Source organism: Bythopirellula goksoeyrii (genome assembly GCF_008065115.1).
GTDB classification, from domain to species: Bacteria; Planctomycetota; Planctomycetia; order Pirellulales; family Lacipirellulaceae; genus Bythopirellula; species Bythopirellula goksoeyrii.
In genome coordinates, this window is record NZ_CP042913.1 from 5,250,720 (window position 1) to 5,267,321 (window position 16,602).

The 16,602-nt window shown below is 53.4% G+C and carries 14 protein-coding genes; 7 read left to right on the forward strand and 7 right to left on the reverse strand.

Annotation, left to right across the window (positions count from 1 at the left end; all coding sequences use genetic code 11):
* Positions 1-11 precede the first annotated feature (11 nt).
* The 4 genes from Pr1d_RS20705 to Pr1d_RS20720 all read right to left on the reverse strand — a co-directional run bounded on the left by Pr1d_RS20705 (position 12) and on the right by Pr1d_RS20720 (position 5,322).
* Positions 12-959: a hypothetical protein gene (locus tag Pr1d_RS20705; protein WP_148075304.1), complete on the reverse strand. Its 948-nt coding sequence runs from the start codon at positions 957-959 to the stop codon at positions 12-14.
* 503 nt (positions 960-1,462) lie between these two features.
* Positions 1,463-2,035 carry an RNA 2',3'-cyclic phosphodiesterase gene (thpR, locus tag Pr1d_RS20710; protein ID WP_148075305.1) on the reverse strand — a complete coding sequence of 191 codons (573 nt, stop codon included), beginning with the start codon at positions 2,033-2,035 and terminating at the stop codon, positions 1,463-1,465.
* Positions 2,036-2,063: 28 nt separating this feature from the next.
* Positions 2,064-4,619, reverse strand: coding sequence for an ATP-dependent Clp protease ATP-binding subunit (locus Pr1d_RS20715; RefSeq protein ID WP_148075306.1), 2,556 nt, complete (start codon positions 4,617-4,619; stop codon positions 2,064-2,066).
* A gap of 61 nt (positions 4,620-4,680) precedes the next feature.
* Complete coding sequence (locus Pr1d_RS20720; RefSeq protein WP_210417796.1) at positions 4,681-5,322, reverse strand: hypothetical protein; 642 nt, start codon at positions 5,320-5,322, stop codon at positions 4,681-4,683.
* 420 nt (positions 5,323-5,742) lie between these two features.
* Here Pr1d_RS20720 and Pr1d_RS20725 point away from each other — a divergent pair, with 420 nt between their 5' ends.
* From Pr1d_RS20725 to Pr1d_RS26395, 6 genes are all read left to right on the forward strand, one after another.
* Positions 5,743-6,783 carry a thiamine phosphate synthase gene (locus Pr1d_RS20725; RefSeq protein WP_148075308.1) on the forward strand — a complete coding sequence of 347 codons (1,041 nt, stop codon included), beginning with the start codon at positions 5,743-5,745 and terminating at the stop codon, positions 6,781-6,783.
* Positions 6,784-6,995: 212 nt separating this feature from the next.
* Positions 6,996-8,078 (forward strand): mannose-1-phosphate guanylyltransferase, encoded by a 1,083-nt coding sequence (locus Pr1d_RS20730; RefSeq protein ID WP_148075309.1) that lies wholly within the window; start codon positions 6,996-6,998, stop codon positions 8,076-8,078.
* A gap of 84 nt (positions 8,079-8,162) precedes the next feature.
* Positions 8,163-8,618: a Holliday junction resolvase RuvX gene (gene ruvX / locus Pr1d_RS20735; RefSeq protein WP_148075310.1), complete on the forward strand. Its 456-nt coding sequence runs from the start codon at positions 8,163-8,165 to the stop codon at positions 8,616-8,618.
* On the forward strand, positions 8,615-9,490 hold the full coding sequence (locus Pr1d_RS20740; protein WP_148075311.1) for an NAD-dependent epimerase/dehydratase family protein: 876 nt from the start codon (positions 8,615-8,617) through the stop codon (positions 9,488-9,490). The genes ruvX and Pr1d_RS20740 overlap by 4 nt, the downstream gene beginning before the upstream one ends.
* Positions 9,491-9,696: 206 nt before the next feature.
* On the forward strand, positions 9,697-10,479 hold the full coding sequence (locus tag Pr1d_RS20745) for an MBL fold metallo-hydrolase (protein ID WP_148075312.1): 783 nt from the start codon (positions 9,697-9,699) through the stop codon (positions 10,477-10,479).
* Positions 10,440-11,006, forward strand: coding sequence for a hypothetical protein (locus Pr1d_RS26395; protein ID WP_238476554.1), 567 nt, complete (start codon positions 10,440-10,442; stop codon positions 11,004-11,006). The genes Pr1d_RS20745 and Pr1d_RS26395 overlap by 40 nt, the downstream gene beginning before the upstream one ends.
* A gap of 144 nt (positions 11,007-11,150) precedes the next feature.
* On the opposite strand, the gene Pr1d_RS20755 is transcribed toward Pr1d_RS26395, so the two are convergent.
* The gene (locus Pr1d_RS20755) at positions 11,151-12,368 is read right to left on the reverse strand and encodes a M20 family metallopeptidase (protein ID WP_148075313.1); all 1,218 of its coding nucleotides are present in this window, start codon (positions 12,366-12,368) and stop codon (positions 11,151-11,153) included.
* A gap of 555 nt (positions 12,369-12,923) precedes the next feature.
* Between Pr1d_RS20755 and Pr1d_RS20760 the strand changes: the two genes are divergently transcribed.
* Complete coding sequence (locus Pr1d_RS20760; RefSeq protein ID WP_148075314.1) at positions 12,924-14,003, forward strand: Mrp/NBP35 family ATP-binding protein; 1,080 nt, start codon at positions 12,924-12,926, stop codon at positions 14,001-14,003.
* Between the two features lie 287 nt (positions 14,004-14,290).
* Here the strand turns inward: Pr1d_RS20760 and Pr1d_RS20765 are convergent, their stop codons facing one another.
* Together Pr1d_RS20765 and Pr1d_RS20775 are read right to left on the reverse strand one after the other, a co-directional pair.
* Positions 14,291-14,545 carry a hypothetical protein gene (locus tag Pr1d_RS20765; protein ID WP_148075315.1) on the reverse strand — a complete coding sequence of 85 codons (255 nt, stop codon included), beginning with the start codon at positions 14,543-14,545 and terminating at the stop codon, positions 14,291-14,293.
* Positions 14,546-15,812: 1,267 nt separating this feature from the next.
* Positions 15,813-16,589: a site-2 protease family protein gene (locus Pr1d_RS20775; RefSeq protein ID WP_148075317.1), complete on the reverse strand. Its 777-nt coding sequence runs from the start codon at positions 16,587-16,589 to the stop codon at positions 15,813-15,815.
* Positions 16,590-16,602: the final 13 nt, after the last annotated feature.

The window sequence follows — 16,602 nt, forward strand, 5'->3', positions numbered from 1 at the left end:
TGTTGTCATAATCAGCAGGCAATTCTAGGCCGTTCTCCTAGGGATCGTCTCCCAAAGGCGAACAAGCCCAGCAAAGCCAGACTTAGCGTCGTTGGTTCAGGAATGATCGAAGTGTCGCGCAAAATCACATTATCAATCACGCCCCATTGGAATGAACGCGAACCACTCACGGAACTGAAAGGATCCGCGTAGCCTACATAGAGTGGACCGGTAATTTCTCCCACGATGGGTTCGGAGAAAAAAAGCACATCGTTGAACAACACATCCATCTTCGTGCCGTCGTAGACAAGTTTCACCGTGATCCAGTCGTTCAAGGGAGCACTGTTGGGGATCCCGGGATCAGGAGTGAAGGCTGTGTTAAACAGCTCAGGAGCCTCAGGATCAAAGGTTTCTCCGAGGTCAGAAAGAACAGTAGAGTCTTGGTACAAGGCAACATCTTCTTGAAGAAACCCATTGTCGGTTGCCAGCCATCCCCACACGCCATCACCGAGCGTGTTACGTTTGGCATAGCTCAAAGCCTCCGTAGTAGACCTTCCCACTCCCCACACCACAGTTTCCGTTGCATTATTTTGCGCTAGGGCCTCGCCCCCTGTGGAGAGAAAAACGTCAAACTGCAATTCGAAACTCACAAGATCGAAGGCATCTTTACTCAAAAGCCCGACTGCCGAGGCCATTCCAGATCGAAGGTTGGCTTGAAAATAGGCACCGGTCTGAGCAGGCCCTGAGAGGAGGTCACTGCTCGGGGCTTCAGGAATGCCAAAGGCCGTTGGTGCAATAACAAAACGATAGTCCACGACATCCAGATTCGTATCCGGCGAATCTGCCACCAGATCCCATTGCGTCGAGAGTGAAGCGTAGTCGCTGAAACTCTCCGAAAATACAATCTTGGAAACCGCCCCCAGAGTTTCGCTGGCTAGGAGCGAAGAGGCGAAAAGAACGAAAACGAATCGGCACATCATGAGAACTTCTCCTTCTGCAAAGTGACCTTTAGCGGGAGAATCAACACGCCATGACAAATAGGCTGGGATCAGTCTCAGAAGCACGGTGAAATCATCAGGTTGCAGCTGAGCTGCAAGAGCCCTGCGCCTATGGCATATTCTCCCTTTTAAGCTTCTGGAAAACAATGCGCCAATTGGTTGATTTCACTGCCAGGGAATCTAGTTTTTTTCGTATTTCGCTTCCCTTTCTCTGAGAACTAGAGCAGAAAAAGAGGCAACAAGAAGGACACACACGATTTAGTGCTCCGCCAAGGTCCACTCATTCCTGTCGCAAGTGTAGACGAAATAACAGGTTCAAGGCTCGCATGGTGCTTTGCTCCGATCGAAAACTTGAAGTCTTTTCCTTCTCTTCCTTTATGCTGTCTCTATGAGAGCAGTATGTAGTCTATCGCTTCAAGAGGAAGTCCTGCCGGGCGTTGCCCGGGGGCTAGGGGGGTGAGAGAATGAGTACCGCGTGGCAGGGATTAGCCGCCTAGGCGCGTATGGGAGAGGGGAACGTAAGTCGCGCCGGAGCGTGCCAGCCGGCTGGCGTAGACGGTTACTTCGTCGACGGCCATTTGTCCACGGGGGAGGTCGGATAGGTGGTCTAGTTCCTCAGTCAGAGACGACTGGGGAGGTCCTGATGAACTGACTCTGCCCAAAGTGAGATGCGGGACATATTTGCGGAGTTCGCCGCGAAAGCCGAGGTCTTCTAGGCTCTGTTGAATGGTCGATTGCAACTCGCAGAATTCGTCGGCACCTTCACCGATTCCCAGCCAGAGCGTGCGTGGACGGTCCACCTTCGGAAAGGCACCCACGCCACTTGCCGAGATAGAAAAAGGTTCTAAGCGGCTCACAACCTTCTTGACTCGGCGGCAGACTTCGGCGATCTCCTCGTCGGTGAGATCTCCCAGGAACTGCAAAGTCCAATGCAAATTTTCCGGCTCGACCCACTTCACATTCTGCGCCAGCGGCCTAAGCCGACCGATGGCCTGCTGGGCATGGGCATGAATGCCGTCGGCGGCCTCCACGGCGATGAATGTGCGCGTTTTTGCCATGGTCAGGGGCGGGGGCGCTCCGGCTCGTTTAGCCTTCGCCGCTCTCGTCGTCGTCGCCACTGTCGGCGATGGCACCCACGGGCTCTGGCTCCGCTTCGCTTTCGAGTCTGCCTTCAAAGGCCAATTGCTTTTTGTCGGCAACCTTCTTCACGCTCACGCGGATGACGTCTTTGCCATTGAACTCGCCCTTCAATAGCTCTTCAGCCAGCGGATCTTCGACAAACGACTCGATCGCACGACGCAAAGGACGAGCACCGTAGTCGGTGTTCGAACCCTTCTTGACCAAGAATTCTTTTGCTTCGTCGGAGAGTTCGAGGGCAAGTCCACGTTCCTTGAGTCGGCCGCGAATCTTACTGAGTTCCAAATCTACCACTTCCTTGAGATCCTTCTGCGTCAGATGACGGAAGACGATGATATCGTTCACGCGATTGATGAATTCCGGACGGAAAACCTTTTCGATTTCCTCCACGACGCGTTTCTTCATGCTGTCGTAGGACGCATCTTCGTCGGGCTTCTGGAATCCGAAGGCGGATTCGTTCTTGATTGCGTCGGCACCCGCGTTGGTGGTCATGATCAAGATCACGTTGCGGAAATCGACATTGCGACCAAAGCTGTCGGTCAGGCGACCTTCTTCCATCAGCTGCAAGAGCATGTTGAAAACTTCCGGATGAGCCTTCTCGATTTCATCCAAGAGAACCACAGCGTAAGGACGGCGGCGAATCTGCTCAGTGAGCTGGCCACCTTCTTCATATCCGACGTAACCTGGAGGGGCACCGATCAGGCGACTGATGTTGTGCTTCTCCATGTATTCACTCATGTCGATCTGGATGAGGGCATCCTGATCGCCAAACATGAACTCGGCCAAGGCTTTAGCGAGTAAGGTTTTACCAACACCTGTTGGTCCGGCAAACACAAAGCAACCGGTCGGTCGTTTGGGATCCTGCAGCCCACTGCGACTACGTCGCACGGCCTTGGCGATTGCTTTGATCGCTTCGTCTTGGCTGATGACACTCTTGTGGAGTTCATCTTCCATCTTCATGAGGCGAAGTGTGTCTTCGGTCGTCATCCGAGTGAGCGGGATGCCCGTCATCTTTGATACTACTTCGGCAATGACTTCTTCGTCGACTACGCCACCATTCTCGCGAGACTTTTCACGCCAGTCTTTGGTGATCTGCTGCTTCTTCTTCTTGAGCTTGTCCGCCTGATCGCGGAGGGCAGCAGCCTTCTCAAAATCTTGATTGGCAACCGCTTCCTCTTTCTCGCGATTGAGTTGCTCAACGTCGTCGTCGATCTCTTTCAAATTGGGCGGCTTGCTCATGGTCTTAAGCCGGACACGGGCGCCCGCCTCGTCGATCACATCGATCGCCTTATCAGGTAGGCAGCGACCCGTGATGTAGCGATCGGAGTATTCCACGGCAGCCTTGATGGCGTCGTCGGTGATCTGCACACGATGATGCTCTTCATAGCGATCTCGCAAGCCTTCGAGGATTTTGACTGTGTCTTCGGGGCTACTTGGGTCGACGAGTACTTCCTGGAACCGACGAGCCAGCGCCGAATCCTTTTCAATGTATTTCCGGTATTCATCTAGCGTGGTGGCACCAATGCATTGGATCTCGCCACGAGCAAGGGCAGGCTTGAGCACGTTCGAGGCATCGATGGCACCTTCAGCACCGCCGGCACCGACGAGGGTATGCAGCTCGTCGATGAATAGAATCGTGTTCTTGGCACGACGGACTTCGTTCATTACCGCTTTGATGCGTTCTTCGAATTGACCGCGGTACTTCGTGCCTGCGACCATCATTGCCAGGTCCAGCACGACGATCCGGCGGTCGAGCAGGATTTCGGGCACATTGCCATCAACCACGCGCTGCGCGAAACCTTCGACGATGGCGGTTTTTCCCACACCAGCCTCACCCAACAACACGGGGTTGTTCTTTGTACGGCGGCAAAGCACCTGAATGGCTCGTTCGATTTCCTTCTCGCGGCCGATCACGGGATCGAGTTTGCCTTGTCGGGCAAGTTCAGTCAGATCGCGGCCAAAGCTGTCCAAGGCAGGTGTCTTGCTCTTGCTGCTCTTGCGGCTTTCGCGTTCTTCTTCGCCACCTTCGCCAACACGACCGCCACGGGGAGAGTCTTCCCCTTCGAGGCCATGACCAAGGAGGTTCAAAACTTCCTCGCGAACGTCTTCGAGCTTGAGACCCAAATTCATGAGCACTTGGGCGGCAACTCCTTCTTGCTCACGCAAGAGGCCCAGCAGGATGTGCTCGGTACCGACGTAGTTATGGTTCAGATGGCGGGCCTCTTCCATCGAGTATTCGATGACCTTCTTGGCACGCGGGGTCTGTGGCAATTTGCCCATCGTGACCATATCAGGACCACTCTGCACAAGCTTCTCTACTTCGAGGCGGATCTTGCGCAGGTCAACGTCCAGATTTTTCAGCACGTTAGCTGCGACGCCACTTCCCTCTTTGATCAAACCCAGGAGGATATGCTCAGTGCCAATGTATTCGTGATTGAAGCGTTGGGCCTCTTGGTTGGCCAACTGCATCACTTTGCGGGCGCGGTCGGTGAAACGTTCGTACATGGGTCTTCTCCCGGGGGACTATTTTCCAAGCTGTCACTGGCACATTTACGCTAGTAGTGCTTTACGCTGCCAGGCGTCGGTTGGTTTCGTTGTTCGTTACTTGCTGATCTGCTGGGACGTCAGCTGAGTGTTCGTTATTAGTTTCTTCGTTAGGTTTCTGATCTATTGGTATTGTCGTTGCGGCGGCAGTTTCCTGTTGCTCGATGAATTCTTGTCGCTCCGCGATTTCTAGTCGTTCTGCTGCGATCTCGTATTGCCACTCGTCAGCAGCTTCCAGCCGAGCAAGTTTGTCTAGTTGGCGAAGTGCTTCGCCGTGTCTTCCTTGTCGCCGCCACAGGGTGGCTAGCATCAAGCGCCCCTGCACGTCGCGGGCATCCTCTTTGAGCAGCTTCAAAAGCAGTTGCTCCGTGGCCACCCAATCACCTGCGAGATACACTTGCTGGGCATCTCGAATCAATTGTTCACTCTTCTCCCTACTTAAGGCAACCGCCACTCCGGCAGTTGACTCTTCCTCAGACGCATCGCTGGCAAGTTGCTGATTCCCACTACGTCGCAGTTCGACGCGGCTTCGCCACCACGAGAGCAACCAGACAAACGCCAAAATGATAGCGCCACCCAATAACTGCCGCGGGGGTATCCACTCACGATAAACGCAAGTTGCCAGCAACAGTGTGTTGGCCAGTGCGGTAAATCCTACCGCCACAGCCAGTCCTACCCAAGACCCCCGATTCCACAGCTGGGGGAGTCCCGGGCAAAAACACGCTATCCTCGCTAGTTTTCGCGTTGGTACCATGAACATTTCCAATACCGCGCGGACTCCCCTTGCTACGCCCAGTGGGCACTAGAGCAGTCTCAAAAGTGTAGCCCGCAGCAGTTTCAAAGCAAGGCAACCTCAAGAGTGGTCACAATTTAGGACAACTTCAGGTGTTTTGGTGGAACGGAATATAAGAGTAGCGAGCCGCAACCACGTAACGGGACATTTCGCTGGTGGGAAGATAACGATAATAGCGACAGGCGACGAGGGCGGTTTACGGTATGTGGGGGCAGACTGGACATCTGGGCGAGACCTGCGAAGGGGCCATAATAGGGAATTGACCATTGCTAGCATCGGAATGCCCATCAAATGAGCAACAATACTATCTACCGAGTTCTCGACGCCGCCGCCAATCGAGCCACCGAAGGGATGCGCGTGGTGGAAGATTATTGCCGCTTCGTGCTCGACGATGCCCGGCTTATGAAGCATGCGAAAGAGTTGCGGCACGACTTCGCAGCAGCCATCGCCACGCTGTCCCACGACGATCGCCATGCGCTTCGTGAAACACAGCAAGACGTCGGCGTGGAAATTTCGACTCCCGCGGAGTCCACGCGCATCGATGCCTGGGATGTCTGCGTTGCCAGTTCCGAGCGAGTGAAACAATCGCTCCGCAGCCTCGAAGAATTCAGCAAAACCGTCTCACCAGAAATCGGCACACGTTTCGAGACCCTCCGCTACCGCTGGTACACGCTTGAAAAATCCTTAACCACAACCCACACCAGCCGCTCACGGCTTAGCGGCGTCAACCTCTGCGTACTGATCGATGCCCGTGACTCCATCGAGGCATTCACAAAGTTAGTTCAGAAAATATTGGATGCCGGCGCGGACATGATCCAGCTCCGCGACAAGAGTTCAAGTGACCGAGAATTGGTCGAACGCGCATCCCTTCTTTGCAAACTGAAGGATTCGCTGCCTTCCCCTCCCCTGATAATCATCAATGACCGGACCGACATCGCCGCCGCCACGAATGCCGACGGCGTTCACCTTGGCCAGGACGATTTGAAAGTCAAAGAGGCACGCGCGATTCTCGGTCCGCGCAAGCTGATCGGTGTTTCGACGCACAACATCGAACAGGCTCGCGCAGCAGTGCTCGACGGGGCAGACTATATCGGCGTGGGACCAACGTTCCCATCGAAGACGAAATCGTTCGATGAATTCCCCGGAACAGATTTGCTCGCAGAGGTAGCAGCGGAGATTTCGCTTCCGTCGTTTGCAATTGGGGGGATCACGTTGAAGAATCTGCCTAAGGTACTTACAACGGGAATTCAATGCGTAGCGGTGAGCACTGCGGTAGTTAGTGCGGACGATCCGGGGGCGGCCGTGCGGGCATTCAATGAGATGCTGCCATAATGTCGCGACCGCTGGTCACGGGAATTTGAAAGACAGAGAAACTCTGCTTTCTTTCTCTGCGCCTCGGCGAACTCTGCGTTTTATTCATCCCCCTACCCTGCGCGCCGTGAACGCGATGCGGTATGATGGGACATCTCCGGGCGCTTACGCTTCCGGTCGCGTCTATGTTTCCATTCCGCAAACCGCATTCCCCATTCCGAATTTAGTTTCCCATGCTTCACGCTGTAATAATGGCCGGTGGTACCGGCACTCGCTTTTGGCCCGCTAGTCGTGCCGCCTCGCCCAAGCAACTCTTGCCGTTGGTGGGTAAGTCGACCATGATTCGCCAGACCTACGAACGACTAGAAGGGCTGGTGCCTCCTGAGCAAACGCTGATTGTGACTAATCAGCAACTTGTCGAACCCATTGCAGAACAAATCCCTGAACTACCGGTGTCGCAGCTTGTGGGGGAACCCTGCAAACGCGACACGGCTCCCTGCATCGGTTTGGCAGCCTTGTTGGTAAGTCGCAAGGACCCGGACGCCACGATGCTCGTGATGCCGGCCGATCATGTGATTCGTTCCCGCAACCATTTTCAGTCGGCTGTGAAGCAGGCAGTGGAGATGGTTGGAAAATCCCAGGCGGAGATTGTGACTTTTGGAATTAAGCCGACTTATCCGGCGGAGATTTTTGGCTACATCCATCGCGGGGCGGCCATCGATACCCGCGGCGACTCGGCACCTTCTTACGTGGTCAAGCACTTTCGCGAAAAACCGAATGCGTCGACTGCCGCGGAATATGTTTCCTCGGGAGATTATTTCTGGAACTCCGGGATCTTTATCTGGAAAGCGAAGACCATCCTGGACGCGCTCGCTGCGCAACAGCCGGAGATGCTGGAGCATCTCAAGAAAATCGTTGATGCCTGGGGAACCGACAAGCAAGACGAAGTGCTTGAGAAAGAGTTTACCGCAATTGAAGGAATTTCGATCGACTACGCGGTGATGGAACACGCGAAGAATGTGGCGGTGATCGTGGCCCCCTATGACTGGGATGACTTGGGTAGCTGGTTGTCGCTGGCCCGCCTCTTGGGAACCGATCGTGACGAGAACACGATCGTCGGCAAGCATCTAGGCATGAACACCAAGGGAACGATCATCCGCTCGACCGACGATCACTTGGTGGTCACTCTGGGGCTCAAAGATTGCCTGGTGGTTCATACGCCGGATGCAACTTTGGTTGCCAATAAGAATGATGAGGAATCGATTCGGAATATCGTAAAACTGCTCGAGCAGCGCGGGATGACGGAGTATCTCTAGAATGCGGAATTCTAATTGCGGAATTCGGAATGAAGAACTAGTAGCCGCGATCCAACGGATCGCAGGGTCTTCCGAGCATCAATCATGAACAAGCCCACAGGCCGCATCGCGGGAATTGACTACGGCACCGTGCGGATTGGCATCGCGATGGCGGACCTGGAAATTGGTATCGCCTCGCCTTATGAGACCTACACGCGCCGCAATGCGGAACTCGACGCGAAGTATTTTTCTGAGCTAGCTGTCGCCGAGCGGCTGTTGCGTTTCGTTGTCGGTCTACCGGTGCATCTCGATGGGCAGGAGAGCCAGAAATCGCACGAGGCCCGGCAGTTTGGCAAGTGGCTCGGTGAGCTAACCACAGTGCCGGTCGACTATTTCGACGAGCGGTTTACTTCGTCTGAGGCGGAAGTAATTCTGGGCCAAGCGAATTTTACGAAGAAGCGTCGCAAGGCGCGGCTCGACCAACTTGCTGCACAGATCATGCTAACGGCTTATCTTGAGTCAGGTGCAAAGAACCAAAGCAATCCTCAGGGGTTGGAATGAAAGCTCTTGTCGTCGGCTGTGGGTATCTGGGCGAACGCGTTGCTGAACTATGGCAAGCAGCAGGTACCGAAGTGCATGTCGTCACACGTTCTGCAGAACGCGCGCGGAGATTTGCTGAACACGGATTTCAACCGGTGGTGGGCGATATTCTGACACAAGATTCCCTCCCCAAACTACCACTATTCGACACGGTACTATCTGCTGTCGGATACGATCGCAATTCCTGCTTGCCGATTACCGAGGTCTATGCACCTGGCTTGGCCAAGGTGCTGGACGTCTTACCTGCCGAGACTGGTCGCGTGATCTATATCAGTACCACCGGAGTCTACGGTCCTTCAGAAGGAGATTGGGTAGACGAACACACGCCACCCAACCCACAGCGAGCAGGGGGCCATGCTTCGCTCGCAGCCGAACAGGTGCTCGCATCCCACCCGCTTGGCTTGCGGTCCGTAATATTGCGATTGGCAGGCATCTATGGACCCGGACGGGTCCCCTCTCTCGACAAGCTCAGCGCAGGCGAGCCGTTGGCCGTGCCGAGCGAAGGTTGGCTAAATCTGATCCATGTCGACGATGCAGCGGCTGTTGTGTTGGCGGCTGACCGGTGGGCGAGCAAAAATTCTCCGGCGGAGAGGCCAGAAATATTCTGCGTAAGTGACGGCTGCCCTGTTGTGCGAGGTGACTACTACCGTGAAGTCGCGCGGCTCATCGGCGCTGCCGAGCCTGAGTTTGTCAGCCCCGATACCGATACCCCAGCCGCCCACAGGGCTCGTTCGGACAAGCGAATCAACAATCGCAAGCTGAACGAGATACTTGGCTACACGCCAAAGTATCCTTCCTATCGAGAAGGGCTGGCCGCAATTCTCGGAGAGTGAAACCTGTTGAGATTCATTATCGATTCATAAACAGGACGAATTACCTACCTCCCGAATCGGTAATCCTCGGAGACAGGGGTGCCTCCGGCTGGGGATTGAATGCCAATTCGACACAATGACGATGCAACAGGTTGCGTACCGATAGCCGCGCCCTTTAGAATCCGTGTTCGTGTCCCCTATCCTCCACAGTCTCCCCTGCAGCCACCATGATTGAACGGACTCCCTTATTCCCGCACGTGATTGAACTCAATCATCAGGCTCATCGACGCATTAGTTGTTGTGTGTACTTGGTTTACGACGAGAGCGACTGGCTCTTGCTGGACATTGGCTACGAGGATGCAGTCGACGAATGCATAGAGCTGATCCGTCAGCTCGACTTCCCTTTCAGCAAGTGTCAGACGTTGGTCGCCTCGCACGCGGATGTGGACCATATTCAGGGCCTCTCCAAGGCGAAGCAAATCCTCAAAACAACCGTGACAGCTCACCCCCTTTCTGCCAAGCATTTGGAATCGGGGGACAAACTGGCGACCTTTGCCGAAATCGCGGCTCAGGATATCCACATGGCCATGCCCGCTGTGGAAGTGGAACACCAAGTGAACGATGGAGATAAGATCAAGCTAGGAAACTTGGAACTAGAAGTTTGGCACACCCCGGGACATACCGACGGCCAACTCTCCTTGAGACTCGATAATCTCCTGCTGTCTGGCGACAATTTGTTTCGCGATGGTTGTGTGGGGGCGATCGATGCCCATCACGGCAGTAGTATTACCGATTTCATCGCGTCGCTGACCCGAATTCGTGAGAGCGATGTCGAATGGTTGCTCCCCAGTCACGGACCAGCTTTCCGCAAAGAGAATGCGATGATCGACAAGACCATCGCCCGCTTGGAAGGCTACCTGCACATGGCCGACTTCGGCACCTGTGCCCTCGACTGGCCACTAATGGACGAGTGGGAAAAAGAATTGGTGGCGGGGAAGCAGCCAAGCTAGCGGCCATTGTCCCCAGTCTGGCACTGAGCAAACAGCTCCATGTGGGGACCGATTGTGCCAATTCTGACGGTTCTGCCGGATATTCCCTCAATCTTGAGTTTCCCCAGAGCCGATTCTTACTCGTAGAGACAAACAAGCTCGCGGCAACTGCGCCGTGGCTTCCCGCTTACCCGCACGACGATCGAGGGGGGAATTCGATGGTTCGCCGGCTTACATTCGCTTTTTGCTGCGCAGGGGCTCTCGCCTGCTGCCTGGCCCAATCCCAGACCGCTTCGGCCCAACAGGCCTATGGGCGTTCCTGGGGCCAAACTTACACAACTCAGGATTGGGAACGCTTTTACCACTATCCGTACGTGTACTACCCACAGAACTTCTATGGGAACGAGTACTATCGGAGTGCTGACAGCCTGTACTATCGCTATCCGCCCGAGATGCGGATTCCGGTCTACAACCAGCGTTGGCACAACTACTATCCCAATCGCCGCCTATACCATAGCGGCCATCATTTCCAACTCGATGTGTTTTGATCAGAGGTAGTAGCGACTCACTTGCTGCCACCTACGAATCATCTCCTACACGCGCTTCAACACTCAAGAGAGCAATCGCACCAGCGGTTTGCTCTCTTGAGTGTTTTGTGAAGCGCATAGCAAGATTGCCGTAGGTGAGAGTTTCTAAGCTTCTGCAATTCTCCGATAGACTTCCACGCCCTTCTCTAGCTGCTCGACTGAAATCCATTCATCGTCGGTGTGGGCTTGGGTGATGCTCCCTGGGCCAAAGACGATGGTCGGAATCCCGTGGGCTGCGATCACCCAGGCGTCCGTGCCGTAGGGGACGCCTACGATGTCGCTTGCGATGCCCGTGCTGCGAGCAATTACCGCGACCTCTTCCGCCCAAGCCTGATTCTCGCCTGCCTGCAAACCACTACTCTGATTCCATGGCGGATCGTGTTCAATTTCCAACTCCCCTGAAACTTCCGAAGCGATGTAATCAATCATCTCCTGATGGGCTTCGATCGGGTCCTCTCCTGGCATCAACCTCCGATCGATGTCAATCACGGCGTGATCGGGAACCACGTTGGCTCCTGTGCCACCCTCAATCGTGTTGACCGACACGGTAGGCCTGCCGCAAATGCAATCGCGACCACGGTCGAGAAGCACTTCCTCGTCGAACCGGCGGATTGCAGTGATGACTTCACTCATGGCGTAGATGGCGTTCTTGCCATACTGGGGCTGCGAGGAATGTGCAGCGCGTCCACGGGTATGACACCTCCAACGTACAATTCCTTTATGGGCAACGACTGCCGCGAGGTCGGTAGGCTCGGCCACGATGGCCCGCTGGGGTCGGAGTTGCTGCAATTCTTCAAGCGACAATGTGCCGTGCGTATCTTCCCCTGAGGACTGCTCTTTGTCCCACAGGCGGCACAAAGCCTTGGCTCCGGTAAAGCCACATTCCTCGTTGATCGTAAAAGCGAGTAATGTCGTCCCCTGACAAGTCTGTTGCTCAGCTGCCAGGGAAATCGCAGCAATCATCGCCGCCATGCTCCCTTTCACATCGCAAGCTCCACGTCCGTAGATTCGTCCCTCCCGCAGTTCCGCCGCAAAGGGATCGATCTTCATCCCCTCCACTCCGACGGTATCTTGATGGACTTCCCAGAGTGTTACTGGCTCTCCAGGACGCCCCTGCGACGCGGGTATCAGGACTACTAAATTCTCCCGCCCGGGGTGAACCACCTGTCGGAGCCATTTCCAGCCAGATCGATCAGCCAGATCCTGGAGAAAATCGGTAATTCGTGCCTCCCCGGTCCCAGAACCCGAATCCTCGCCAAAAGAGGGGTTAATACTCGGGATCTGCAACAATTTTTGCAGTAAGTCTTTAGCAGATAGGGACATACAAACTTTTTGCCTAAACGGGTGGTCTGGGGGGAATACAACTTCGAAACGTGATTATTTCGATATTTCACGATTTCAAGAAGAAAATCTCCAAAATGTATTTGATTATCTCGCTCGGCAACGCTAGAATCGGGCTATGCGTAGGCTTCCTACGTTGTTCGCCCTCTGTGGGTTGCTGCCCCACCCACAGGGGGATTTTTTATGCGCATTTTTAAGGCTTTCTTGCTTTTTGACTTTGGGTTCTCAGGCTCTGAATACCTCGGTTTTAGCAATTCTATAGCTTTTCACCCAAATCAGGCTACTAGTCGAGGCCATACAACTGTACTGGCAACGGATCTCTGTATCCATGCAAGGCATGTACCTAAGCAGGGTCAATCGGGTCGAATCCTTTCTATTGGTACTTCACGCCTTGGCAACCTATCTCTCAGCGATATGGTTTAGATAGTGGACTTGTTGCTGAGACCTCACAGCAAGCCTAATCTGCTAGACCAAATTCCTGCCCCATTGCTCCGTTTCTGCCCGAGAACAACCCCTTTCCATCGAGACCAAATTCCTATGTCTGCTGAGAGTATCAATCGTGATCAAGTTGAAAATGCCCTGAAAACAATTGCAGATCCTGAAACGGGCAGACCGCTGTCTCAACTTGACCAGATTCGCGATGTCTCAGTTGAGGGCAACGATGTCGATGTTTCCATCGCACTGACCAGTTACTCGGCCCCCCTTTGGGAAGATACGCGTCAGCACGTTACCGAGCATTTGCAAAGCTCACTCCCAGGCAATCGTAAGGTTAAGGTAGACATTGTTCCCCTGGATCGACCTGCTGAGCCCATCGGCGGAATCGGACTCACTGCCAAGAGTGTCATTGCTGTCGGGTCGGGTAAAGGTGGAGTCGGCAAGAGTACTGTCGCTGTCTCACTCGCCTGTGGACTCCAAAAGGCTGGATGTAAGGTCGGTTTATTGGATGCCGACGTCTATGGCCCTAGTGTGCCGCACTTGTTGGGAGTCACAGAGCGGCCCACAGCGACTGAAAAGAAGCTTCAGCCAATTGATGTGCAGGGCCTTAAGATGATGAGTATGGGGCTTCTGGTACCCCCTGGAGAAGCAGTCGTGTGGCGCGGTCCGATGTTGCACGGGGCAATCACACAATTCTTGCGTGACACGAATTGGGGCGACCTCGACTATCTGATTATCGACATGCCGCCTGGTACTGGCGACATCTCCCTTACGTTGTCGCAACTCATCCCACTCACCGGGGCCGTCGTGGTTTGCACTCCACAAGACGTGGCGTTGTTGGACGCCGTAAAGGCCATTGCCATGTTCAACAAGGTGAATATCCCCATCCTCGGTGTTGTCGAGAACATGAGTTATTTTCTCTGCCCTGACAATGGCAAACGTTACGACATCTTTGGTTCGGGAGGTGCGCGACGCAAAGCAGAAGAGTTGGGCGTTCCCTTTCTGGGGGAAGTTCCGATTCAGATTGCGATTCGAGAAAGGGGCGACGCAGGCGATAGCTTTGGCAACTTCGCCGATCAAGATGCTGCTCCGCATTTCGAGCGCATTTGCTACAGCCTGACAAAAAATCTCGCGATGCAAAAAGCTTCCAATCCACCGCTGCCTAGTCTCTCGGTTCTCTGAACTGTTAGGCTCACACTTAACAAACTGTTGGATGGGGATAACTTGTCGACAAGTTGCTCTTATTGGGAGATTGCCCAAGTCACAACTCCTTAGAGAGCAAGAGGATGAATCTGCTCCCAGCCGGCCCGCCACGCGGTCCGGGTTTCCCGGAGGCAAGTGTGCCTCAGGCAAGGACTAATCGGGGCAGCGCAGAAAAAAGACCGCTCTCCTAACGTGGAGAGCGGTCCCATTCGACATGCTCCGGCAGCCGATGTGCTGCCGGTACTCACGAGACGAAGTACTCCTGTTTACTTTCGCTTCGCAGTCTTTCGCTTCGCCGTTTTCTTTTTGGCGGTCTTCTTTTTCTTGGCTACCTTCTTCTTGGCGGCCTTCTTCTTCTTGGCTACCTTTTTCTTGGCAGTCTTCTTCTTCTTGGCTACCTTCTTCTTGGCAGTCTTCTTTTTCTTGGCTACCTTCTTCTTGGCGGCCTTCTTCTTCTTGGCTACCTTCTTCTTGGCTGCCTTCTTTTTAGGGGCAGCTTTCTTCTTCTTCTTTTTCGCCACAACAAATCCTCCATAACACAAAGGTCAGTGGTAACTTGTTCTATTCAATTCTCAATTGAACACAGAACAATTGTCACCCCGAAAGAAAAACATGTCACCCTTCCAGGGTGTCACGACTTACACACTTAGTAATTGACTTCGTTGTCTGGTACCCAATTGGATGATCAAAATTCGTTTGCAAAGATGACTCGGGCACTGTGAATTTATAAAAAAGTTATGAGACCTCCTTGCTCCATTGATCGTATTTGTACGAATTCGTCAAAATAGTGCAACACATTTTTGGAAAAAAATTCCAACTTCGAAGGTTTTTAAGGAAGCAAAGACATCGAATTGATGTGTTCAAGTGGTTCGAATCGAACGGCCATCACGCAGATTGCCGGATCTTAATAGAGAGAGATGCGAGTTCCGTCAAAAAGTTGAATTCGCTTGATAGGGTGCTCTTCATTCGATGAGGCACAGCGACTATTTGGCGGTGTCAAACAACGCAAATAACTATTGAGGATCAATGAGTTTCTTGATCGGATTGACACGATGCCTGAACAACCAACGAGTGTGAAAAGTTCTCGCCAAAACTGAGTCATATGACGCATATGAGGATGGATAGGGTCAAATCCGTACCAGGCAATTGGCACTGTAAAAATAGAGGTATTCTTACTTTTCGTCAGCTCCTCCAAGCCCGAATTCAGCTGGTGGGCTCGATCTAGCAAGTCGGTCTGTGTGAGTCGACATGTAGGAAAAAGGAGCCCCCTCAGAACTCGAAATTTGACTTGGCTAAGTCGCTCCAAAACAGCGATCGGCAACGCCGTGATCACCACTTTCGCGTGATAGATCTGAAGCTGATCAACGCATGTCGTTACCCAATCAAGAATGGTCTCAACAGGCACTTCATATCCCAAATCATTGCCCACATCGGTAACAAACGCGACCGTTCGATCGACGTTTTCTTGTCGCAAAGATTGCCAAACTCCACAAGAAAAAATTTTTGGGAATTTTTTTCTAAGAAACCCCGATTCGTTGCCATAAGAGCGACCGGGACCCATTGCGACATGAATCGACAACGGAGCGCGCAAGGTAGCGCGCGCGATGGAAACGGCAGTTGGAAATGATCGCGAAAGGTTACTCGCACCTAAGAAGATCACGCGATCATTCGTCGGAAAGGTCTCAAACTGAGACCATATATGTTGATTCAATTCCAAATTCAAGGCATTAACGTGCTAGATGTTGTATAGGAATCTTTACTTGTCGTTTCATCAAGAGAAGTACTGAATCACCATAGACTTTCACGATACGCCGTCAAAGTTTGGTAATTTGAATAAGCCAGATAACCAAAAAAGATGGCCGTGAACCATGATTGCCATGAAAACCCTACCAAGATCATCATGATTGCGGCTGCCATGGAGATGCGTAGCGAAAGGATGATCCCTTGCCGTGGCGAACCCGATTGACATACTTCGCGAGCAATTCTCCCACCATCCAACGGATAGATAGGCAGTAAGTTCACCGCACCCCACAGGAGGTTAATCCACAGCAAATTAAGCAACATTTCGTTGACTTGGGGCGAGGTAAATCGTTCCCAGAACAAGGTCAAACCCAACACACTGAGCCCCGCCGGATCGACAATCGATCCGCTGCTAATCTTGGCCCCATTACCAACCAACATCCCCACACCATGGCCCGCTAGGCGAACGAGCATGGCAATCACTAGCGCGAAGAGGAATCCAGCACCGGGTCCCGCCAAGGAAATCAGAATTTGGGAGCGTGTCGAGCGGTCACAGTCCTCGCAGATTGCCAAGCCCCCCAAACCATAGAGGACAATTCGTGGTCGACCTCCATAGTATCTCTGCAAAACGGCATGACCTAATTCATGCACCAAGATCGACACAACCACAGCAACAATCCAACTCAGTACCGCCGCAGGTGCAGGATCACCTTGCATCCCCATGAACAGGGTGACCAGCCAAAAAAAAGGATGAATCCGGACAGGAATTCCCCCCACACGAAAATGTAAGTCGCCTTGGCTTGCTGGGGGTTCGGCTAAGAACATTGATAAAGATAAT